Genomic DNA, 23,103 nt, shown 5'->3' with positions numbered 1-23,103 from the left:
ACTTTTTTGATTCTCATGAAGCAATGCGACTTTTTGGGGCTGTTTGAATTTTAGTCTATAGTTAGTTGACTGTTACCTATACGTCGATAATACCTTGAAAATCCAACTCGTTATCGTGTTATTTTTTAGCTTAAATGTGTTCGCTGCTTCACCATTGTTTGATGAAGTCCACCAAACAATGGTGAATTTTGGCCAGAAGCAGGGCTTATCTCAAGCGTCGGTTACGGCTGTCATTCAAGATCAACAAGGGTTTATTTGGGTTGGAACACAAGCCGGATTAAACCGTTTTGATGGGTATGAATTTAAGCAGTTTTTTGCCACGCCACATACTGAAAACGCACTTGCAGGGAACTTCATTAATGATTTTTGTTTGGTTAAAGGTGTGGGTTTGTGGATCGGTACCAGTACTGGGTTGAGCTTTTATGATTTTAATCGGGGTGTGTTTCAATCTTACTTGCAGCAGTTTTACCCTGCGATTCCGTCTGATCAGGTTACCAGCCTTGCTTGCGATACACAGCAAGTATTTGTTGGCACTCAAAGTGATGGCGTCTATCACTTTTTGCCACACAGTGAGCAAGTTTCCCCGATATCGTTAGCACAAAAAGGGAAAGTTAATAGCTTAGCTTTTGAAAATGATCTGCTGTATGTCGCTAGTTTTGATGGTGTGCAGGTTGTTCACTTACTTGAGCAAACCATGACTCAGCTTTCTGGCTCGGCGACAACGAGTGTATTGTTAGTTGAAGATAAAATCGTGCTCGGACGGCATGATGGGTTAATTGCAATGTATAGTAAATCTGCACCTCATGCGCGGATTTGGCTGAAAGATCATACTGAGCGAGAAAGTAATGTTATTCACAGTCTGATCTTACATCAAGACCTGATTTGGGTGGGCTCCAATGAAGGGGTGCTTGCAATTGACATGCAAGGTGAGCAACAACATCAGTATCAGCATAATGCCGCCATGATTGATAGCTTAGCTGATAACATGGTGTTGTCACTCGCATTTGATGACCGCGATAATTTGTGGATTGGCTCGGAGTCAGGTGGGCTTAATTTTTTGACTTCTCGAGCAAATAAACTGGGCTATATCAGCCAGTTTCAATATGCACCGGGCCCATTAATTAACCCTGATGTCAGAGGTTTTGCTTCTGATCCGCAGGACCGTTTATGGGTGGCAACGACTCGAGGGATGTATATTTTCGATGGCGCCCTGTTCGTTAAGGCTGAAAAACTTTATCCGCAACTCGTCCCGTTTAGCCATTCGTTTGTTTCTTCTCTTTATTTAGATCAGGATATCATGTGGTTGACTACCCGTGGTGATGGTGTGGTGTCAGTAAATTTAAGTAGCGGTGAATTACAATTGTTTTCATCTCGGTTAAGTAACGCGCCTAGCCTTGATTTTAATCGTGTAACGAAATTTAATGGGCAAATCCTATTGAGTTCCCGCAGTCATAGCGTGTTGTTTTATGATGCGAATGAAAAAAGGTTGCAGCCGTTTTTTTCAGATCAATTAGCAGCGCCTGATCAAGTAACTGACATGTTGGTTAAAGAGGGAGTGCTTTGGCTAGGGACATTAGGTGAAGGCATCTATCGCTTTAAAGATCAGCAGTTATCCCGCTTGACCTCAGAAGATGGCTTAGTCTCAAATTTGATTTTAATGTTAGCAATGGATGACCAGCAGCGTATCTGGGCGTCGAGTGAAGTGGGCGTGAATTTAATTAACTCAGATTTTACCTTAAATCGGGTTTTCAGTCGGCAAGATGGCATGAAAAACGATGCGATCTGGTCATTAGTATATGACAAAAAGAACAGTGTTTGGTTAGGAAGTAGCGGTGGGTTAATTCGTATTAATACGGCCAATTTTAGCTATGAAAACTATGTGCCAAGTGATGGTGCGCAAGGGTTAGAGTACAACTTTGGCGCAGCATGGTTAGCTGATGATGGCCGGGTATTTATTGGTGGATCACAAGGATTTAATCAATTTTATCCCAATGATATTGCTCCAGATTTATCGCCGGCTAATTTGGTGCTCACTGATATCTCTGTTCTAGGGCAAAACATATCCCCTTCCGATAAAGGGGCGTTAATTAAGCAACCCGCTGATCAAGTAAAATCTATCAAGCTTGATTATTATCAAAATATTATGTCTTTCAAATATGCCTCATTGAGCTTTTCGGCTACTGAACAATTATCTTATTTTTACCGAGTGTTAGGTTTATCTGATACATGGCTACAAATGGAGCAAGGGAGTCGTCAAGTTAACTTGTTAAAATTACCCGCAGGTAATTATCAGGTAGAGACCTATGCGATCGATCAGTTTGGTAATCAATCGGACATTCACACTCTATCCATTCATTTGCTGGCTCCTTGGTGGTGGAATAACATCAGTCAGTTTTTCTATTTAGTGTCAGTGCTAATGGGCCTCGGGCTATTTGTTACAAGTCGGCAAAAAGCCTATCGTAAAGTAGTTGCGGATAACCGGGCTATGGCAGAGCTCAAGCAGCGTTTAGAACTTTCATTGTGGGCCAGTGGTGATGAACTTTGGGATTGGGATGTCACTTCGCATCAAATTCATCGCTATTGTGTCACTTCAAGAATTGATTATGGTGACCAAACCGATACCTTTGATATGGCGACATTTAGTCACTTTGTTCATCCACAAGATAGAGCAAAGTTAACTGAAGACGTGCAGCGTTGTATGGAAAATCAAAGTGATGATTATGAGGTGGCGATTAGAGTTAAAGATTTTTTTGGTAATTGGGTCTGGGTGATGGATAAAGGGCGGGTGATTGAACGAGATGAAAATCATAAGCCGTTACGAGTTGTCGGTGCACTCAAAGATATTAACCAATTGAAAATACACGAAAACAATTTGCAAGAGCTTAATGATAAGCTTGAAGCGAAAGTGGCTGCGCGTACTGAAGAAATTTCGAGTAAAAACTTGAAGTTAGAACAAGCGATGTTGCAGCTAAAAGATACTCAAGACGAGCTAATCCAGAGTGAAAAAATGGCTTCGTTAGGTGGGTTAGTTGCAGGGGTCGCTCATGAGATAAACACGCCTTTGGGCATTGCTATTACCGCGATTTCTTACAATCAAGATTGCTTGGCTAGTTTAAAAGCAAAATTAGAAAACAAAGCATTGAAACAGTCAGATCTTGAGCAATCGATAGAAATGCAAGGCAATGGTTATGAACTGATCATGAAGAACCTTGAGCGGGCTAATCAGCTAATATCGAGCTTTAAGCAAGTGGCGGTGGATCAAAGTTCAGAAAGTTTGCGTGAAATCAATCTGACCGAATACTTACATGATGTTGTGTACTCTTTAAAGCCTTTGTGGAATAAAAAAGACATTCACATTCAAATGAATGGCCCAGAAAAGTTATTGTTTACAACTTACCCTGGAGCTTTGCATCAAATATGTACAAATTTGATTAATAACTCGATAATTCATGGGTTTGAGGGGGTAGATCAAGGCAGCATTCGCTTAGAGGTGAGTGTGCTCGATGAAATGATCTGCTTTGATTATTTTGACAACGGCCATGGGATGTCTGCATCAATGGTTGATCAGGTTTTTACTCCTTTTGTGACTTCAAAACGCAGTCAAGGTGGTAGCGGACTTGGGATGCATATTGTGTTTAACTTAATCACGCAGTTATTTAAGGGGGATATTCGCTGCTATTCTTCACCGGGGCATGGGATTGAAGTCAAAATGCGTGTGCCATTACAGTTACCTGAGCACCAAGCTGGCTCAGTCGATTAATTTTAAAGGCTTGCCTCTCCCACTTGCAGAGTAAACTTGTTACTCTTATCTTCACTCTTACTCGGTTTATAGACGTATATAATGCAAGATATTCAACCAATTCTCGACTCGATTAATATACAGGCTCGCCAATTTTTTGGGCAAGGTCAGGTCGCGAATTACATTCCTGCGTTAGCTGAAGTGGCCCCTGAACAATTTTCGATTGCTGTCCATACCGTTGATGGCCGTACTTACAGTGCCGGAGATGACCAAGCTCGGTTTTCCATTCAATCGGTATCAAAGGTATTAACGTTAACATTGGCATTGCGTCATCATGGAGATGCATTATGGCAGCGAGTAGGAAAAGAACCTTCTGGTACAGCGTTTAATTCACTCGCTCAGTTAGAATTTGAGAAAGGGATCCCGCGTAACCCATTCATCAATGCTGGTGCTTTAGTGGTGTGTGATGCATTGGTTGGGCGTGTTTCTGCGCCTGTGTATCAAATGCTTGAAACGGCTCGTTTATTGGCTGGTAATGATAAAATACTGATCAATAAAAAGGTGGCGGATTCGGAATATTTACACCGTCATCGTAATGCTGCGATGGCGCATTTAATGAAATCGTTTGGTAATTTCAACAGCGAAGTTGACCACGTATTGAAGGCATATTTTAGCTACTGCGCTATAGAAATGAGTAGTATTGAGTTGGCAAAAACATTTAGTTATTTGGCTCACCAAGGAGTGTGTGTGCAAAGTGGGCGTCGCATGCTCAGTGCCAAACAGACGCAACAAATGAACTCTTTATTGTTTACCAGTGGCTTGTATGACGCAGCTGGGGATTTTGCGTTTCGTGTTGGCATTCCTGGTAAATCTGGTGTTGGCGGTGGAATCATAGGGATTGTACCAGGTAAGTTTACTGTGTGTGTATGGTCTCCTGCGTTGAATGAATATGGTAATTCGGTGGCTGGCTTACACGCGTTGGAGATGTTGGCTGAAAAAATGAATATTTCGATGCTGTAACGCGCAATGAACATGAATAAAAATCACTGTGTGAACTAAAGCTTGTCGTTCGGGGCGCTAAACGGCACAATCGAAATTACGTTTTGGTACTAAGTCGACTCATTATTTATAGGATGCCTTATGCAATTATCTCCCTCCGTTTCCATCCAACAAACCGACACCGGCCTTGAATATTTAGCCATTGAAAGCGCGCTTTGTAGCGCGACGATTTTTTTGCAAGGCGCACAATTAGCATCGTTTACACCACAAGGCGCAGCGCCTTTAATTTGGATGTCTGAAGATGAAGATTATCAACAAGGTAAAGGCTTGCGAGGTGGTATTCCAATTTGTTGGCCTTGGTTTGGAGTGAGTCAAACGCAGGACTGGCCGATTCATGGGGTTGCACGTACGAGTTTGTGGCGTGCAGAAGAAGTAAACGAATATGATGATCATATCGAAGTGAGCTTGTCGTTACCAATGCGTGCAGTCGATAAAACATATTGGCCACACAACACAGAGTTGAAAGTTGTTTTTCACTTATCAACACAGTTAAAAGTGACGCTCATTAATACCAATTTAGGTGAGTCGACGATTGAATTAACCCAAGCATTACATACTTACTTCCCAACCTCCGATATCACGGCGACTCAAGTTGATGGTTTGCAAGGTTCACAGTTTATTGAGTTTGGAGAAGGACCATTTGCTCAAAATGATGTGGTTAGTTTTGCTCGTGAAACAGACATGGTCTATACCCAAGCCACACCAATGCAGCATATTCGTACACCTGAGGGTACGATTGCTGTGGGTCGAGAGCACTCAACTTCCTGTGTTTTATGGAATCCTTGGATTGAGAAAGCTAAGCGCTTATCTAATTTTCAAGATGATGAATATAAAACGATGCTGTGCCTAGAAGCTGGCAATGTGATGGAAGATAAAGTGGTACTCGAACCAGGGCAAAGCCACCGTTTAAGCACCGTTGTCTACTGGCTTTAAGGCTAGTTTGAGTTGAAAAAAAACCTTCACAGAGTGAAGGTTTTTTTATGATTTAAGGGGGGCTTTTTACCACTACTAAACGTTTGATATCACCTTCGAGTGCCTCCATTTTTGCTATGGTGAGCTCTTCATATGGACTGATATCAAAGTGCCAAATCAGGTTGCCTTGTTTAACCATTTCGACCTGACTCTTGGTTATTAATGGTAGGCGCCAAATAAAATCTTGTTTGGACCATGATGATTGCCAATACAAGGTATTATTTTTAAGTCGAATGTTATGCAGTAAATTGCTTTGTTGGTTTGAGAGCTCAGCCAGTTTTATCCCGGTATTGCTTAATTCATCATAACTATACAAGGTGCGATTTTTTAGTACTAACCACCGCTGTGCAGCAACGTCGAAATACACCAGTTGCGCATCTAAATTTTGCGAGTGGGTCAGGTGACCTTGCAAGTTATAAAAGTGTAGCTGGTGGCCGTCAAATGCAAAAACAATGTCGTTATTAAACCAACCAATATTGCGGATTCTTTCATTGAGCTCGGTGGTAAATTGCAGCACTTGACCTTGCCTATCGTATAGCGCCAAGTCTAAATCTCGATTCGATAACAACATAGATAAATCGGGTCGCCATTCAAGAAACTGCACATATTCATAGCCTTTATGATGAGAGAGCCGCACCACTTGATCATCGGCATGTAAATACACTTCGCACACACCACTGCGGCGTGACATAAAGGCTGTTTCGCCTAAGCGATTACTAACAGGAAGATAGTCGATACTCGACGTCGAAAAAATGGGTAGTTGGTCTTTGTCTCGAATATTCACTTGCCAGCTTTCAATGGCCGTATAAACATCACCTTGTTGGTCAATCGACACATTGGTAAAGAGTCCCTGGGCTGTTTGAAAGACCTCATACTGACGTCCGTCTAAATAAGTGGCGACTAATGCATGGCGTTGACTACTGTCATTACTGATGATGGCTTGAGTGTGCGGATTATACGCTGCCAGCCATACTGGAAAGTCCCAATTCATAACAGTTTCGCCATTGAGCTTGATTAAGCTACTGCTATGGTTAGCGTGATTGAGTAAATAAAATACATCATTATTCCATGCTTTCACCGCTCCTTTATAAAGTGATTGGCGAGGCATTGCGAGTGGGAGTTTGACAAAGTCTTGCTGGCTGATGCGATATAAATATGGGGTGAGCTGGCCTTTTTGCAGTACGCTTAAGACTAATTCATCAGTGTTTTTCCACACAGGGCGAATGGCAGATTCGCAGGCGATGGGCGGTGCTTGATGGTTTTGCGCACCTTGAGGTGTCATGATAAATAGCTCGCATTGGTCTTCTTTATAACGCCAGTAGGCCAATAAGCTGCCAGCTTTTTGCCAGGTCGGAAACGCAACCCGATAAGGCGAATCAAGTTGATGTAAAACTTCACCTTGTTTGTTCGCTATTTGCAGGCTGTAAATGTCTTTCACGTAGGCCATGAGATCTTCCGTGGTGTGAACATCGACATCAGACTCGAGGCCTAAATCATAGCTCACATCTTGCAGCTCATACCGAGGAACTGTTGGCTCACTATCAAAGCGACTGAAAAAAGCATAGGCGCTAAAACAAATAATCAAAGCAGGCACCAGCCATAACCAAATGTGCTTTGGCTCTGCTGGAGGTGAAGCAATGCTGTCAGTCTTTATTGCTTGCTGCGACTTGTTTTCGGTTTTAAAGCTGACGCTTGCAATAAAACAATAGCCTTTTTTGGGGAGAGTTTTGATGTATTTAGGTGAGCGGCTAGAGTCGTTTAATAAGCGACGAATTTTAGTTAATAGTTGATACAAACTATTTTGTTCGACGACAGTATTGGGCCAGAGTGTTTCTTGTAAATATTCTTTACTTAACACCTCTCCTGGGTTGGTCACAAATAAGTGCAAAAGTTGAGAAACTTGCGGCTCTAACTTAGTAATGTTGAGGCTCTCGTTATGCTTGAGCTCATCTTGACTCAAGTCAAACGTATAGTCACCAAATTGAAACTGTGGCAGCCCCTCTTTGGCGAGTGACTGAGTGGGTTCTAAATTATTGTTCGCCGTCATATCACACCTGCTCTGCATTGTTCGCCAAAAATACCGTGATTCATCATAAAGTCAATGTTTATAAGTCTTTACTCAGTATTATTCAGGAAATCATCAGCTTTTTTTTCGTGGTTATTTGCTCTGATAAAGAAAAGTTTTTGAAGGGAAAAATGAGATGCGAACAGGCTTAATTGTACTAGCTTTAGCAAGTGGGCAATCCGTATTAGCCAATGAAATAGTGATTGATGGCAAGCTCGATGAGACAAAATGGCAAACAGCGACGATTTATCAAGATTTCTATCAAGTGGTGCCAGCAACACTTACCCAAACTCAAAGCAAAGTTGAAGGGCGCGCACTAGCTACAGAAGCAGGGATTTATATCGGATTTAAGAACTGGCAAAAACAAGGTGAGCGTAAAAAACAATACAATTTACAAGATGCGTTTATGCAGGCTGATTTTAATCGCTTTGTGATCGATTTTTCGGGTGATGGCAGTGGCGCTTATCTTTTTGCTGTGACGTTAGGTGGGGGTATCCAAGATGCGGTTCTCACTCCTCAACTCAATACTGATTATGATTGGGATGGCATTTGGGAGTCGGCTTTTTATGAGCATGCAGACTATTGGAGTACCGAAGTCTTCATTCCTTGGCAATCCGTTTCTTTTAAACCCAACCTTGCAGATAATGGCCTCGCGAATGTGGGGGTATCATTGCAATTGTATGAACTGGCTACAAACCATATTTATGGCTCTCAGCCGCAAACAACCGGCAATAGTGATTTTTATTTGAATATGCCACAAATCGCTGCTGCCATTCCTAAAAAACAACAATGGGGCTTTGTTCCTTATGTCACACATCAGCAAGATTTTGTGGGTGACAATGATCAGACTGATATTGGCTTTGACTTAGTCTATAAACCCGATCATCACCAAAAGCTGAGTGTGGCGGTTAACCCTGATTTTGGCCAAGTTGATAGCGATGAGCTGGACTTGAATTATTCAACAGTCGAAACCTTAGTGACTGATAAACGTCCTTTTTTTACTCAAGATATTGGAGTTCTGAACGTTAATGCGGAACAAAATACAAAATTAATCCATACCCGACGAATTGGTGCCGGCAGTGATGACGGCAGCAAAATCATCACGCCTATCGATGCGGCAATGCGGTTTGTGCATCAAGGTGAAAGTTGGCAATTTGCAGGGTTTGCAGCGCTTGAAGATAGTCTTGATTCCGATGCAGGTAAAGACTTTTATGTTGGGCGAGCTCGTTATCGCCAAAACAATTGGCAAAGTGGTGTTTTATTGACTCAAACAGATCGCCCTTGGTTAGATCGTCAGGCGATAACAGCGGCATGGGATAGTCAATATCAAAGTGAAACTTGGTCGTGGCAAACCGCTATCTTAGGGTCGGATGTGTCTGTGGACGATCATGACACTCAAGGATATGGCTTCAGTGCCAATGTAAATTATCAATTTGATGCTAATACGAGTTTAAAAGGGCGCTTTTTACGCCTTGATGATCAATTTGATAATAACGATTTGGGGTATCGTCAGCGCAATAATTGGCGCTTTAATGAGTTGTATTATAGCCAGTCAGTCAACTATGACAGGGGTTTTATTAACCGTATTCAACATAACGTGCAACTCAATTACGAGAGCAATGATCGTGGTTTAAAGTTGCCTGCAACCCAATCGTATTGGGCGTCGTTCATTTTAGATAATGGGTCCTCTTTTGATACTGCTTTTGATTATCAAACCTCAGGTTGGGATGATTTGATTGGAGGTGGATTAGGCATGTATGAAAACCGAGGTTTATTAAGAAGTTGGTTTTTTTATGGCAGTCCTTATACAGGGTCGTTCAGTTGGGCAGCTAGTTTTCGCCTTGATGAGGAAGGGATCGATGGTCTTGCACAGCAATATGCAGTTGATATGACGTGGATGCCCCATGAAAATTGGAGCCTAAAGTTCAATAATTTCTATCGCCAAGGCGATGGCATGGTGATTGCGTCAGGGCCGAGTCAAATCACAGAGTATGATCGTCGTTTGTTCCATAATTATATTAATGTGTCTGGTTTACTGAGCGACCAATTAGAACTGAGCCTAATTGTGCAATGGGCGATTTTAGATGCAGATACCAAAACAGTGTACGACATTAGTCAAAATCATCTTAATCCACTTTCTGGAATCGATAATAGTTTTACTGATCAGCGTTTTACTAGCCAAATAAAGTTGCGCTATCGCTTAGGTGCCTATTCCGACATTTACGTTGTATATAACCGAGGTGCGATGCAATTTGATCAAGAAGTGGGTTCAAAAGCATGGCTCAGTGAGCTCAATTCAATGTGGCAACAACGAGACCAAGATCAATTAACCCTCAAAGTCCGTTACTTATTTTAATAACACACCCCCAACCCGCGGTGAGGATTAAACCATTCTCACCGCTTATCAATCTATATTACCGCTTGTCACTTTGTTTTTACCTCGATTTTTTAGTTGGTTAGCATTGCCCTAATTGCTTTTTAAATCACGAGATAATAATGAAAAAATCCCTCATCGCCCTGAGTTTGACATTGAGTTTTACCACACAAGCTCAAACGCACTGGCAAACAATTGAAACAGATAATTTTAAAGTGCACTTTAGTCAAGAGTATCAAGATTGGGCACGATCAGCTGCGAATGAGCTCGAGATTGTCAGAAGCAAAGTGCTGGAACAGCAAAACCGGGCGTTAGAGACCAAAGTTGATGTGTTGGTATTTGATCCACTTAACCGTGCCAATGGTTTTGCCATTCCAGCTAGTAATAATCCGTTAATGGCACTGTATGCCTCTCCGCCACAATCCGATACAGTCATTTCTAATAGCTCTGGTTGGCAGCAACTGCTTGCCCTACATGAATATATTCATTTAGTGCACTTAGCGCAGCCAAGCCGTAGTGAATGGAAACAGACCTTAAGAGAGGTCTCGGGTTTGTATGATGTTGCACAAGGTATGCAAGTACCACGTTGGGCTGCTGAAGGTTATGCGACTTTACTTGAGTCACAAATGACAGGTCGTGGGCGTTTACACGATAATTATGTTGAGGCATTGCTCACCCAATTTGCTAAAGAAGGCATGCTCCCTTCGTATGGTCAGCTCAATGCAGTTGATGGCGGATATATGGCTGGCTCGATGGCCTATTTGATGGGGGTGCGTTATCTACAGTGGTTAGAGGACAACTTTGATAAAGCGACTCTTGATGCTGTGTGGACGCGCTTGCGCGCAGTGGAAAACCGTGATTTTAACCAGGCGTTTTCAGGGGTGTTTGGTCGGTCACCCGACAAGTTGTATCGACGTTTTGTGGCTGAATATACTCATAAAGCGTTAGTAAAAGAGCAAGCTCAAACGGAGTTGAAAACTGATTTATGGTTTGATTTAGACTATGTACAACAAAGCCCAAGTTTGTCACCACAACAGGATAAAATCGCGTTAGTGAGCGTGGATAGAGATGGAAACACTCAGCTTAATATTTATGCCACGGCAGATAACGAGAAGGCAGCCGAAGAATTTAATAAAAAACAGCAAGAAACCTTAGCAGATGACCCTGAAGATATTGTAGATGTCGCTCCGACCGTGTTTGATCGTGAAAAAAAGAAGACGTTACAACAAATTGATCGAAAAGGCATAGTGACGCCACAATGGCTCGATAACGAGACGCTCATCTTTGGCGCGTTTAGCGTAGCGAATAATGAGTTATCAACGCGTCATCAAGATTTATTTCGTTATGACATGACATCAGGCCAAGTTGAGCAACTCACCGAGTTTGCAAATATACGCCGCTTTTCAATTACTGAAGATAAAACGACGGCGTATGCAGAGCGGGCGAAACAGGGTTATTCAGAGTTGGTTAAAGTGGATTTGGCTTCGGGGCAAGTGACTGACATCACTTCAAATGATTTAGCCACTGTGTATGACTTTCCTGTCGTCCAGCAAAATAAATTAGCCTATTTAAAAACAGCTTTAAATGAAAATTGGGCGCTGTGGGTTAAAAATCTTGATGATCAAACAATCAGTCAAGTTCCTATGCCTGCAGGCTATCAGTTTTTATCGTATCCAGCTTGGTCTGCTGATGGACAAAGTATTTTTTATGTCGCGGGTGTGGCGGGCGAAACTAATATCTATCGTTATGAGTTTGCCAGTGATCGTTTAGTGCAATTGACACAAGGGCAGCAAGTCACCGCTTACCCAATGCCGATGCAAGATGGCGGTCTTTTATATCAGGCCGTAAATTCCGATGGCCCTGATTTATATAAGTTAGCCGCAGATGCTGTTTTTATTGAAGTGACTGAGCGGACGACAATGTTAATAGCAGATACTAGCCAAGCTCAAGCACATATTTTGCCTGCTGCTAACGTGTATCAGCAAGCAATTGGTGAGACCAAGCCTTACGACCCAAGCGATCAAAACATCACATTGAGCATAGGTGAACACTATGCCAGTGCATCAACGGCCTTAATCCAAATCGGAGTCAAAGGGGGGGATTTTCTCAACCAATTGACCTGGCAACTCGCAGGGGCATTTGATACAAAAAGTGCCTTATCTGGCGGGTTTGCAGAAATAACATACTCAGCATTGCCGGTAGATCTTAGCGCACATATTTTTAGCTACGATCTTGATGCAAACAAGCAATATCAGCATCAAGATGCAGGTAATGCGCATGTTAAAGCAACGGGTATATACACACAAATGAGTTACCCGTACCGCCATGATCAATTCACACTCAATAGCCATGTAGCATACAATTACAGTGACTATGAGGTGAGTGATGCGATGTGGTTGCGTGCCGGAATAGATCAGCGCTGGCAGCGTGATTGGCAAACGTTTGCGATTGGTCAGTCTGTTAGTGCCAGTGTTTATGAAGGAGATATCGAAGGGGAAAGCTGGCACGGTTATGACTTGGAGGCGAAATTATTTGGTCAAGCGTGGCAGTTACCTATGTACAGTGAATATCAAAAGCGCTCGCGAACTGATAGTCAACTGAGTTTAGGTGGTTTTGAGTCGAGTTTAATTAAAGCGAATGTGCATGCAGAATATGTCATTGCGCCTGAACTGCCATTTTTCTCAGTGACCGGTGAGGAGTTTGAATCATTTTCTGCTGGAATAAGTTATGACCTCGGTGAGCCTTGGTTTTACTATCAACAATATAAGATTAACGGCCAAGAATTTGCTGATAGTTATGGAGTGAAATGGCAAGAGCGAGTCAGCTTTGATTTAGGCCCTGCAGCGATTAATGATTTGAATATTAATTTTGGTGTGGTCAAGGTCGCAGGGGAGACCATCGAAGATGAGATAAGGGGGTGGTTAGGGTTGTGGTATAGTCTTTAATTTTTCCTCACAAACAAACATAGCCGCAAAAGCGGCTATGTTTGTTTCGTCCTGACGGATAAACCGAGGTTATCTGAGCTGTAATGCTAATATCTTTGATTTACGCTGATAGTTGTACAGAGATTTTTTCTTTTCAGGTAAGTCTTCAACACAAGCAAAATCAAAGCCATGCTCTAAAAACCAATGAATACTGCGCGTTGTTAGCGCATAAAGTGTTTGATACCCCAATGACTTAGCTTGTGCAATAATGGTGCGCAACAATACTGATCCCCGATCGGCATCTCGGTAGTGAGGATGAACAACTAAACAGGCAAACTCACCGGCTTGTTCTTCATCAAATGGGTTTAGCGCAGCGCAGCCAATAATTAGTCCTTCCTTTTCGATAATAGTAAACTGCTCGATTTCGATTTCGAGTTGTTCACGAGAACGACGAACTAAATAGCCTTGTTCTTCTAAGGGGCGAATTAAATCTAAAATACCGCCAATATCACTGATCGTGGCGCGGCGTAATACTTCGGCACTTTGCGTTACGATTTGCGTACCGATCCCTTCACGAGAAAAGAGCTCTTGCAACAGTGCACCATCTTGGTGGTAGCTGACTAAATGACAGCGAGAAATACCGTTACGGCACGCTTCAATGCTGGCAGACAAAAATGTTTTTGTACTGGTGCAGGCGTCGTGTTTGTCTTGGTATTGGGCAAGTTTTGCATCGGCATCATCGGGCATAAGCTCAGGAATGACTTCGCCATCTATGTCTAAAATGCCGTTTTCGGCGCAAAAGCCAATCATTTTATCGGCTTTTAATTTGATGGCGACCTGTGTGGCGACTTCCTCTGCCGTTAGGTTAAAGCTTTCGCCAGTCACGGAGGCGGCAATGGGACCGAGCAAGACGATACCACTGTTGTTGAGTTGGCGACGAATGCCATCCACATCAATCCGGCGTACGCGACCTGAATGGCAGTAATCCACCCCATCGGCGACACCTAAAGGTTGCGCTATTACAAAGTTACCACTGACGACGTTCAACTGCGCGCCAGACATCGGGGTATTGCTTAAGCTGGTTGATAAGCGGGCTGTTAAGTCGAGTTGTAACGCCCCCGCCACTTGCTTGATTAATGTGAAAGATTCATCGTCTGTAATTCTGATCCCTTGATGAAACTCACTTTTTATATTGGCTTGTTGTAAGGTTTGATCAATTTGCGGACGTGCGCCATAAACTAGCACCGTTTTAATGCCTAAACTATTGAGGAGCGCGATATCATTGATTATCCTGCGGTATCCTGCATGGTTGACGGCTTCGCCACCGAGCATTAAGACAAATGTTTTTCCACGATGAGCATTCACATAAGGCGCTGATTGGCGAAACCCTTCAACTAACTCTGTGGTGCGACCTGCATTGATAACCATGTAAAGCAAACCTAAATAACAAATGAAATAAAATGCAATAATAGTGAATTTATATTCAGTGTAAAGGGAATTTATTAATTATTGTTCAGCTTGTGCTAATTTGATGTCATCTATAATACAAATCCTTATACTGTTTGAAATTTTTTAGGAACAAGTGACATGAAAAAAATAACTGTTCTTTGCTTAATGCTTCTGAGCTTCAATAGCTTAGCGAATACCGCGCTGCCAAATAATCGTCATATATCGGTCAGTGGTTATGCGCAAATTAAGGCAAAGCCTGATTTAGCCATGATTAACCTAGAAGTGAAAAGCCAACAAAAAACTAGCTTGGCTGCAAAGCAAGAAATTGATAAAAAAGTGAATCTGTTTTTAGCTGGGCTTGAGCAGTTTAAATTAACCAGTGACGATGTGTCAGCGTCACAACTGAGTACTTCGCCCATCATCCAATATCTAGATAACGGTGAACAGCGGGTTGCGGGTTACCGTGCGAATCGTAATTTAAAGATATCGCTCAGTCATATCGATCAAGTCAGTGAGTTAATTAATTTTGCTCTTGGTATTGAAATTGATCAGGTGAATCATATTGAATTTAAATCGTCCGAAGCAAAGTTATTTCAGCAGCAAGCAAGCGCGTTGGCGGTGCAAGATGCTACAGAAAAAGGCCAAGCTTTAGCAAAGGCATTTAATGCTTCATTGGGTAAAATTTATAGTATCAATAGCGAAATTCAAGCGCCACAGTTTCAATATGGACAAAACCGAGCCATGCTTGAAGACGGGATATATAAAACGGCATCACAGCAGGTTGAAGGGCGTTACTTACCTGAAACGTTGACGTTTAGTGCAACTGTCTATGCCGTTTTTGATTTAAATGTACCGTTATAAAAGGTACTGGTTATAGGGTACGTATATGAAATTGAGTAAACGGATTTTATCTGGCGAACTCGTTGAGTTAATTCCTTTGGATAGCATCCATATTGAGCCATTGATTGAGGCGGTTAAAGATGGCGATTTATGGCAAGTGTGGTACGCAAACGTGCCCCATCCAAATGAGATGAAAGATTATGTAGAACAAGCTGTTGCGGCAATGCGCACAGGCAATATTGCGTATGCAGTGTATTGCAAAGCGAGCAATAAATTAGTTGGTACAACGCGCTTTTATGATTTAGAAAGCGCACATCGGCGAACTAAGTTGGGTTATACGTGGTACAGCAAGCAAGCGTGTCGAACAGGGATGAATACAGAAGCGAAATTGTTGATGCTGCAATTTGCGTTTGAAGAGCATAAGGCCTCTGCGGTTGAATTTCGCACTCACTTTTTTAACCATGTCTCTAGAGCTGCGATTGAGCGGCTTGGTGCGAAACAAGATGGTATTTTGCGACAACATCAGATTATGCCTGACGGTTCTGTGCGTGATACTGTTGTCTATTCAATTCTTGATAGTGAGTGGTTGGCTGTCAAAAACAACTTGCAGCATCGCCTTGCGGTAAATGCGAACTAAGTGTGCTTCAGCGGGACCGCAATGTGAAAAATAACACCTTGTGGATGGTTTTCTTTAAATTGGATATTTCCTTTGAGCTGCTGGGTGACTTGGTTGTATACGATGTGGAGTCCTAAGCCTATATTGCCTTGATTACGTTTAGTGGTGAAAAAAGGCTCAAAAATCTTATCTGCCACCTCTTCATTAATGCCCTTCCCATCATCTTGATAGGTTAAAAGTAAGTTGGTGTCCTTGACTGTTAAAGACACCGAAATATTTAACACTGAGTTGATATCATGCCCGTGTTGGAGGCTATTAAGCAGTAAAATATCTAAAATTATATCAAAGCTCATGGCAAAACTGGTGATGGTTAGGGGATGTGGGCAATCAAATTGTAGCTTCACATTGGGGGTATGTTGCTTTTCAAAGAGTTGCAGTTTTTGCGCTAACATCGCTGATAGGCAAAATTCAGAAACGGTTGGGTCAGTATTGGCTATTTGCTTAAATTGTAGGATTAAGTCAGCACTTTTATGGATATTTTTAGTGATGAGCGCTTCACTATTTTTGAGTTGGGTTAGGCTGTTTTTAAGTTTTTCCTTAGATAGCTGATTGGTTTCGACACGCGTAGCAATGTCTTCGATGATATCACTTAATACCGAGGTCGCGGTGACGCATGTACCGATTGGAGTATTCATTTCGTGCGCGATACCTGTGATTAAATTGCTTAAAGAGGCCATTTTTTCAACTTCGACAAGTTTTTCTTGTGTATCAGTCAGTACAGCTAAGGTAAGTGATAGCTCCGAATTGGTAGCCTGCAAGTCGGCAGTGCGACGTTCTACGCGTAACTCCAGTTCATTATTCAGTTCCATAAGTGCAATTTCTTGCTTTTTCAGAGCAGAGATATCTCTTAATGTACCCGAAATTCGAGTGGCTCGGCCGGTTGCATCTCGTTCGACGGCCTTACCTCGGTCGAGTACCCAGACCCATTCCCCTAGTGTATTTTTGATCCGGTAGCTTGCCTCAAAAAAATCACAACCATCACCATTTAAGTGTTGTTCAAACAGTGTTTTAGCACGCTCAAAGTCATCGGGGTGGATATTGCTTTGCATTGCACTCATTGAGCTACCAATTTTATCTTGCGGGAGTGTAGTATTATTGAATGTATTTTCGCGGGAGATAGTTCCTGTCACTAAGTTCCAATCCCATAATTCATCACCACTGCCCCAAAGTGCAAGTTTGAGTCGCTCTTTTCCTTCTTTTATTGCAGCTAAGATAGTGGCATGCGCTTGCTCTTGTTTGAACTTGATCAGTAGGAATGTGCCAAACAACACCGCTAAAAAGATTAACAGACTGACTAACAATAAGGTGTTTTTTTCTGAGGCTTCTTGGGCGAGCTGTAAGCCAGAAATGGTGTTTTTATTGGTTAGAGCTTCAATTTTGCGTTGTTTCTGGTCAACCTCAAATTCGACTTTAAGCGCTCCGGTACGTAATTGTGCTTTTTTACTAAATATCTCTTCATTTTTTACGGTGTACTTTTTGAAAAACATCAAGGCTTGTTGGTAATTTCCCATCGATTCGTTAAATTCGGACAATGCTTTAAATGCACCAAGCAATACGACGTTTTTTTCTGATTTTTCTGCGTACTCAATACTTTGCTGTACGTGTTCTACGGCTGTCGTGTAGTTGCCTTGTGCAAAGCGCAGCCTACCAATATCAAGATGGGTTTCAGCTAAGCGAGAAAGTTCTTGGGTTGTGATGAAAATATTTAAAGCCGCATTGAGGTATTCTTCTGCCTTTGCTAGCTGATTCTCATCACGATATAAGCGCCCGAGGTAGAGATTGGAAGAGCCTTGCAACTCTTCATTATCGAGAATCTCAGCAAGCTCTTTCGCCTGATTAAGGTAATTGAGTGCCTCGTCAATTTTGCCTGCTAAGCGTGAAGTTTCACCTAAATTATTATAAGAAAACACCATCCCTCGCTGATAGTTGAGTTCGGTTTTCAGTTTCAGTGATTTTAGGTGGAGGTCAATTGCATTATCATAATCGCCTATATCCTTATAAATAATCGCGGTGTTGTTATATTGGATAGCGAGCGCTCGAATGTCTCCTAAGTCTTGTTTGAGCATGAGGGCTTCAAGTTGGTATTTTAAGGCTGTTTCGTGATCCCCTGATTTACGGTAAATCGATCCTATGTAGCCTAATGCTTTTGCTGTTTGCAGTTTGTTTTCTTTAAAACGGTATATTTCTAGGGCTGTTAAGTATTCTTTTAACGCTTGATCGAGGCGGGTCATTTGCCGGTACACCGTCCCTTTTCTGGCAATCAGATCGGCCAGCTTTTCTGTTTGGTTAAGTTTTTCTGCAATGTCCATCGCGGCTGATAAATTATCGAGTGCGTTGTCGTACAATCTTAGCTCTAGCTGAATTTCACTTTTCACATCATAAGCTAAGATGTGGACATTGAGATTGGTGATTGCTTTTGCTTGTACCAAAGACTGCTCAGCTAACGATAGGGCCTCGGCATGATTGCCGGCATAATTGTATGCTCTTGATAGATAGGCATAAATCGTTGCTTTTTGTTCAGGCGTTGGGTTGTATTTAAGGGCTTCTTGTCCATACAAAATGGATTTTTGGGCTGAGTAACGTGCGTACTCTGAAAGAAATGCAATGATCAGCGGTAAGCGTTGTTCACCTTGAGCTTGTTCTATTTGTTTGTCATACACTTCAATGGTTTTTGCGGGTAAGCAAAGTGATGTTGCGACAATAAGAAGGCATAATAAGATTCGCAAATAAGCCATCAGTTTCACCTAAAATGCTGCAAAGACACGAAATTATTGTTTAGTATAGTTAAGAAATAAAAACAGCTTCAGTTATCTATAAATTAGATTGCTTTGTGATGTACATTCGTTATTGTGCAGCCATATACTTTTTTGAGGGAAATCGATGCGAAAAAAACTTGAATCGAATTTTGAAGCACTTATATTTTCTGGACGCTGGTTACTGGCACCTTTCTTTTTTGGATTATTTGTTGCGGTCTTACTTTTATTGGTTAAGTTTGTAAAGCTGCTGGGCACTATGGTGCTCAATACGTTTCATGCAACGAATGAGCAAATGCTAATTAACATTTTGACCTTGGTTGATACCGCACTGCTGGCTGGTTTGCTGCTGATTATTATTTTTAGTGGTTATGAGAACTTTGTTTCTAAACTCAATATTGAACAACATGAAGACCGCCCTGCGTGGATGGGGAAAGTGGGTTTTTCGGGTTTGAAAATAAAATTGATCAGCGCTATTGTCGCCATTTCGGCCGTTGAGCTATTAAAAGTGTTTATTGATTGGCAGCATTACACCGAAGAACAACTTTTTTGGAAGGTGTTAATTCATATGGCCTTTGTTGTATCTGGTGTGCTGTTTTCTATAACTGATTATATTAATAGTAAAACACTTAGCCATTAACAGGCGCTCGGTTATTGTGTTATTCATCGCTGTGGCCATGTTCAGTAAATAATAGCTGTGCCCCATCGCCTTGATCGGCGAGAGTGTCATCCTGATTGTAGATGGGGCAGTGATGAAGTGATAAACACCCACAGCCAATGCAGTCGGTTATATTGTTTTTTAACTGGGTCATTGCGATTATTTTTTCAGTTAACATGGCTTGCCACTGAGTAGCGAGTTGTGACCAATCATCTTTTGTAGGGTCGCGCTTTTGTGGCAATGAATCAAACGCGAGTTTGATTTCTTCGAGTGTGACCCCAAATTTTTGCGCTGCTTTGATAATTGCAATACGGCGCATCACCTCGCGTTTATATCGTCTTTGATTACCGTGATTTCGCAAGCTGTGTATCAGGCCTTTTTGCTCGTAAAAATGCAGCGCTGATACAGCGACTCCTGTACGTTTGGCGATCTGCCCCACACTTAAATTAGCTTCATTATTCATATTCTTCTCCCTAAAAAGTTAATTTAGCGAATAAAGCGCTTTACCTCAAGTTAACTTGTGGTTTTAAGGTGTCAGGCAATCAACTTACACAAGGAAAAGAGAATGAAAACGATATTTCAGATCATTAAGCGTGCTTATTTTTCAACACGGGTGCAACAAGAGTTTAATCAAGTGATGGCTAAAAAATAATGGCTCACGTCATCTGAGCGTTTTTCAGTATTTATTGATAAATCGAACCATCCCTGAGCATATTCTTAGCTTGGGGTTAATCTATCCCCATACTTTAAAAAAGCTATCGTATAATCAGGGCTGGTAAAAAGTGTGTTGCTTCCCCTTATTTGAACAAGGAATGTGTATGTCTGATAAGCCCATCAGTGCTGAAAATCCATTTGCTAATTTATCTCAAGTGCAATGTGAGCAGATCCAGCTGTGGTATCAAAAGCATATTTCTGCTGAATTAAACGTCTAGCTCAAAGGTAGCAAGTCGGGTCAAGTGATTGAGCGGAAAATTCAACAAACATTGTCGCAAGCATACTGAAACTTGGAAGACAACAAACCTTTGCCCGCTTCGACTGAGCAAGGGATCAAGCTAAAAAATGCCAGTATGTTGGATGAGCTTAAAGATACACGAGATTTATTTCATAGTGCACAACGAAAAATCACCATTCTAGAGCAGCAATTGGGTGTAAGTAGCGAGCAAATCCAACAGTTAGAAAAAGAAAATAGTGAGTTAAAATCCGAGCAGAGAAGTTACCGAGAACGGTTAAGTCATGTCTTAAGCTGCTTAGAAAAGAAACTCGCCTAAACAGGCTTCCCCCCTATGCATGGGCGTTTATTGGTGGAGCTCATTCAATTTGCGACGACAAAAACAGATAGCGATGATGCGTTTGACGCTAATGTACATTAAGCCATTAAGCTCTTAAAAGTACGGCCCATTTATTTTGTTTTAGCTGCACTGCTTTCGCTTGCTATCAACACACTTCACTTCTATATTCGCTGATAATTTATTGAAATAAAAAGCGACGTTAATGAAATCTTCAGCCCCCGCAAGTGTGTTTGGTGAGTTGCTAGGGTATGCCCCTGGTCATGTGCCTGTTTATTCCTCTGATTATGAGAGTGCCGATGATAAAATGTATCCAAATCGAGGTGCATTTCGTAGTTATCTTGACGGTATTTATATGGGGTATAAATGGCAGTGTGTTGAATTTGCTAGACGCTGGATGTACATAAACTGTGGCTACATTTTTGATGATATCGCCATGGCGTATGATATTTTTGAGTTACGATCTGTACGCGATGTAAATAGTCAGCATCGCTTGCCCTTACACGCTTTTCGAAATGGCTCAAAACAACATCCTACCGTGGGAAGTTTACTGATTTGGGAAGAAGGGGGGGAATTTGAAGAGACCGGGCATGTTGCGGTCGTTGTTGAGGTTCATGCTGATAAAATCCGCCTAGCCGAGCAAAATGTAGGGCATCAGGTGTGGCCACAAGGTCAAAATTGGTGCCGAGAGTTAAAGGCTAAAGTAACGCAGCAAGGTGAGTACTGGATCGAATGCTCGTACAGTGACGCTACTATTTTAGGTTGGATGATCCAAACAGACCAGACTGAATTTTCTGAGCCGACTCCCCAAGTGGAGAGTCAGCTTTTCAACATTCAGCCTCACCAGAGCCATGACACAGGGCAAACCGCCAAGTCGTGGCTCAATATTGCTAATGATGATGAAGCTGCTTATGTGGACATGATGCAAGGTCATAAATTGACATCCGTCTTAGCTGATCAGCATCGATTTTTTACTGTTTCAGAAACAGGAGAGCAAACCATTGAGCACGCAACTAATGAATTGCATGGGCTATTTATGCATGCCACTGATTATGTGCTGCAGCACCCAGAGCTTTTGAAAAAGTTTAATCTTCCCGATGTGGTTTTACCTAAAATTCGCCAATCTTGGGATAATCGTTTAAACCAATTAATTACTAGCCGATTTGATTTTGCCTTAACTCCCCAAGGTCTCAAAGTGTATGAATACAACTGTGACTCCGCATCATGCTATATGGAAAGTGGTAAGATTCAAGGTAAATGGGGTAAACATTTTGGCGTTAAATTAGGAGTGGATGCGGGGCAAGATCTGTTTAAAGACTTGGTCAAAGCTTGGCGAAAAAGTGATGTTAAAGGCCTCGTTCATATCCTACAAGATGATGAAGCGGAAGAGCATTATCATGCGTTGTTTATGAAAGGAGTCATCGAAGCGGCAGGTTATGAATGTCGAATCATTATCGGCCTTAATGAGCTGCGCTGGGAAGCCGATGGCAGTATTATTGATGGTCAAGGTGATACGCTGAATTTCGTTTGGAAAACATGGTCATGGGAAACGGCTTTAGACCAAATAAGGCAAGAATGTGAGTCTGAGCATCCACAAACTGAAACGTTTGAGCCACTTTGGCAAGTGGGAGAGGTACCTCGTTTGGTCGATGTCCTACTGCGCAAGCATATTATGGTTTATGAACCATTGTGGACATTGATCCCAAGTAATAAAGCGATTTTGCCTGTGTTATGGAACTTGTTTCCAAACCACCCTTATCTACTTAATACTTCGTTTAAGTTGACGGATGAGCTTATGGAAACCGGGTATGTGGTTAAGCCCATCGTGGGACGCTGTGGCTCCAACATCCAATTGATCGATGAAAATAAAAACCTGTTAGAGCAAACAGAGGGGCACTTTGTGGCACAAGACCAAATATACCAACAGCTGTTCGCATTACCGAAAGTGACAGATTATTTCGTGCAAATTTGCAGCTTCACTGCTGCAGGTAAATACGCTGGGTCTGGTGTGCGTGTTGATAAAAATATGATTATTAATGGTAAAAGTGACTGTATGGCCCTTCGCATTGTTGAAGATGAACAGTTTATGGCTGGTAAATAACACTCAGCTTTCAGATTGTCAGAAAAGGGCTCGCTGTGGTCGGGCCTTTTTTATGACGAATTGTTTATTACCCCCTCACACAAACTAAGCAAGCTCAATACGGAATAATTAACCTCATCAAGCAGCCATTAACGCGTTAATCCGCTCAGAAATCGTTAAAATATTTTATCCAGTATTGAGGCTAAATAAGCTAGCTGGTAATTAAAA

The 23,103-nt window shown here is 42.0% G+C and carries 14 protein-coding genes; 10 read left to right on the top strand and 4 right to left on the bottom strand.

The genetic code is table 11. The annotated features are described in order from the left end of the window. The first annotated feature begins 94 nt into the window (after positions 1-94). From AC3KVK_RS16075 to AC3KVK_RS16065, 3 genes are all read left to right on the top strand, one after another. A complete protein-coding gene (locus tag AC3KVK_RS16075) occupies positions 95-3,760 on the top strand; it encodes a sensor histidine kinase (RefSeq protein WP_490311364.1) in 3,666 nt (1,221 codons plus the stop codon). A gap of 81 nt (positions 3,761-3,841) precedes the next feature. Further along, positions 3,842-4,759 (top strand): glutaminase B, encoded by a 918-nt coding sequence (glsB, locus tag AC3KVK_RS16070; protein WP_490311365.1) that lies wholly within the window; start codon positions 3,842-3,844, stop codon positions 4,757-4,759. A gap of 120 nt (positions 4,760-4,879) precedes the next feature. After that, the gene (locus AC3KVK_RS16065; protein WP_490311366.1) at positions 4,880-5,731 is read left to right on the top strand and encodes a D-hexose-6-phosphate mutarotase; all 852 of its coding nucleotides are present in this window, start codon (positions 4,880-4,882) and stop codon (positions 5,729-5,731) included. 52 nt (positions 5,732-5,783) lie between these two features. Here the strand turns inward: AC3KVK_RS16065 and AC3KVK_RS16060 are convergent, their stop codons facing one another. Continuing rightward, positions 5,784-7,817, bottom strand: coding sequence for a winged helix-turn-helix domain-containing protein (locus tag AC3KVK_RS16060; RefSeq protein WP_490311367.1), 2,034 nt, complete (start codon positions 7,815-7,817; stop codon positions 5,784-5,786). A 154-nt stretch (positions 7,818-7,971) separates the two neighbouring features. Here AC3KVK_RS16060 and AC3KVK_RS16055 point away from each other — a divergent pair, with 154 nt between their 5' ends. After that, a complete protein-coding gene (locus AC3KVK_RS16055; protein WP_490311368.1) occupies positions 7,972-10,191 on the top strand; it encodes a DUF5916 domain-containing protein in 2,220 nt (739 codons plus the stop codon). A 140-nt stretch (positions 10,192-10,331) separates the two neighbouring features. Then, positions 10,332-13,154, top strand: a complete 2,823-nt coding sequence (locus AC3KVK_RS16050) for a TolB family protein (protein ID WP_490311369.1) — start codon at positions 10,332-10,334, stop codon at positions 13,152-13,154. A 69-nt stretch (positions 13,155-13,223) separates the two neighbouring features. Here the strand turns inward: AC3KVK_RS16050 and argA are convergent, their stop codons facing one another. Continuing rightward, positions 13,224-14,561 (bottom strand): amino-acid N-acetyltransferase, encoded by a 1,338-nt coding sequence (argA, locus tag AC3KVK_RS16045; protein ID WP_490311370.1) that lies wholly within the window; start codon positions 14,559-14,561, stop codon positions 13,224-13,226. A gap of 159 nt (positions 14,562-14,720) precedes the next feature. Here argA and AC3KVK_RS16040 point away from each other — a divergent pair, with 159 nt between their 5' ends. Both AC3KVK_RS16040 and AC3KVK_RS16035 read left to right on the top strand, forming a co-directional pair. Next, positions 14,721-15,443 carry an SIMPL domain-containing protein gene (locus AC3KVK_RS16040; protein ID WP_490311371.1) on the top strand — a complete coding sequence of 241 codons (723 nt, stop codon included), beginning with the start codon at positions 14,721-14,723 and terminating at the stop codon, positions 15,441-15,443. Between the two features lie 25 nt (positions 15,444-15,468). Continuing rightward, on the top strand, positions 15,469-16,059 hold the full coding sequence (locus AC3KVK_RS16035; protein ID WP_490311372.1) for a GNAT family N-acetyltransferase: 591 nt from the start codon (positions 15,469-15,471) through the stop codon (positions 16,057-16,059). Here the strand turns inward: AC3KVK_RS16035 and AC3KVK_RS16030 are convergent. Then, positions 16,056-18,833, bottom strand: a complete 2,778-nt coding sequence (locus tag AC3KVK_RS16030) for a tetratricopeptide repeat protein (protein ID WP_490311373.1) — start codon at positions 18,831-18,833, stop codon at positions 16,056-16,058. The genes AC3KVK_RS16035 and AC3KVK_RS16030 overlap by 4 nt on opposite strands. Before the next feature lie 145 nt (positions 18,834-18,978). Here AC3KVK_RS16030 and AC3KVK_RS16025 point away from each other — a divergent pair, with 145 nt between their 5' ends. Further along, entirely contained in the window at positions 18,979-19,491 is a 513-nt protein-coding gene (locus AC3KVK_RS16025) for a TIGR00645 family protein (protein ID WP_490311374.1), read from the top strand. 19 nt (positions 19,492-19,510) lie between these two features. Here the strand turns inward: AC3KVK_RS16025 and soxR are convergent, their stop codons facing one another. Then, complete coding sequence (soxR, locus tag AC3KVK_RS16020) at positions 19,511-19,972, bottom strand: redox-sensitive transcriptional activator SoxR (RefSeq protein ID WP_490311375.1); 462 nt, start codon at positions 19,970-19,972, stop codon at positions 19,511-19,513. Between the two features lie 541 nt (positions 19,973-20,513). On the opposite strand from soxR, the gene AC3KVK_RS16015 reads away from it, so the two are divergent. Next, positions 20,514-20,777 carry a hypothetical protein gene (locus AC3KVK_RS16015; RefSeq protein WP_490311376.1) on the top strand — a complete coding sequence of 88 codons (264 nt, stop codon included), beginning with the start codon at positions 20,514-20,516 and terminating at the stop codon, positions 20,775-20,777. A 223-nt stretch (positions 20,778-21,000) separates the two neighbouring features. Next, positions 21,001-22,896 carry a bifunctional glutathionylspermidine amidase/synthase gene (gene gss, locus AC3KVK_RS16010; RefSeq protein WP_490311377.1) on the top strand — a complete coding sequence of 632 codons (1,896 nt, stop codon included), beginning with the start codon at positions 21,001-21,003 and terminating at the stop codon, positions 22,894-22,896. Positions 22,897-23,103 lie beyond the last annotated feature (207 nt).

The organism is Pseudoalteromonas sp. J2K-J979, assembly GCF_058169715.2.
This window is presented reverse-complemented; position numbering and strand designations above follow the sequence as displayed.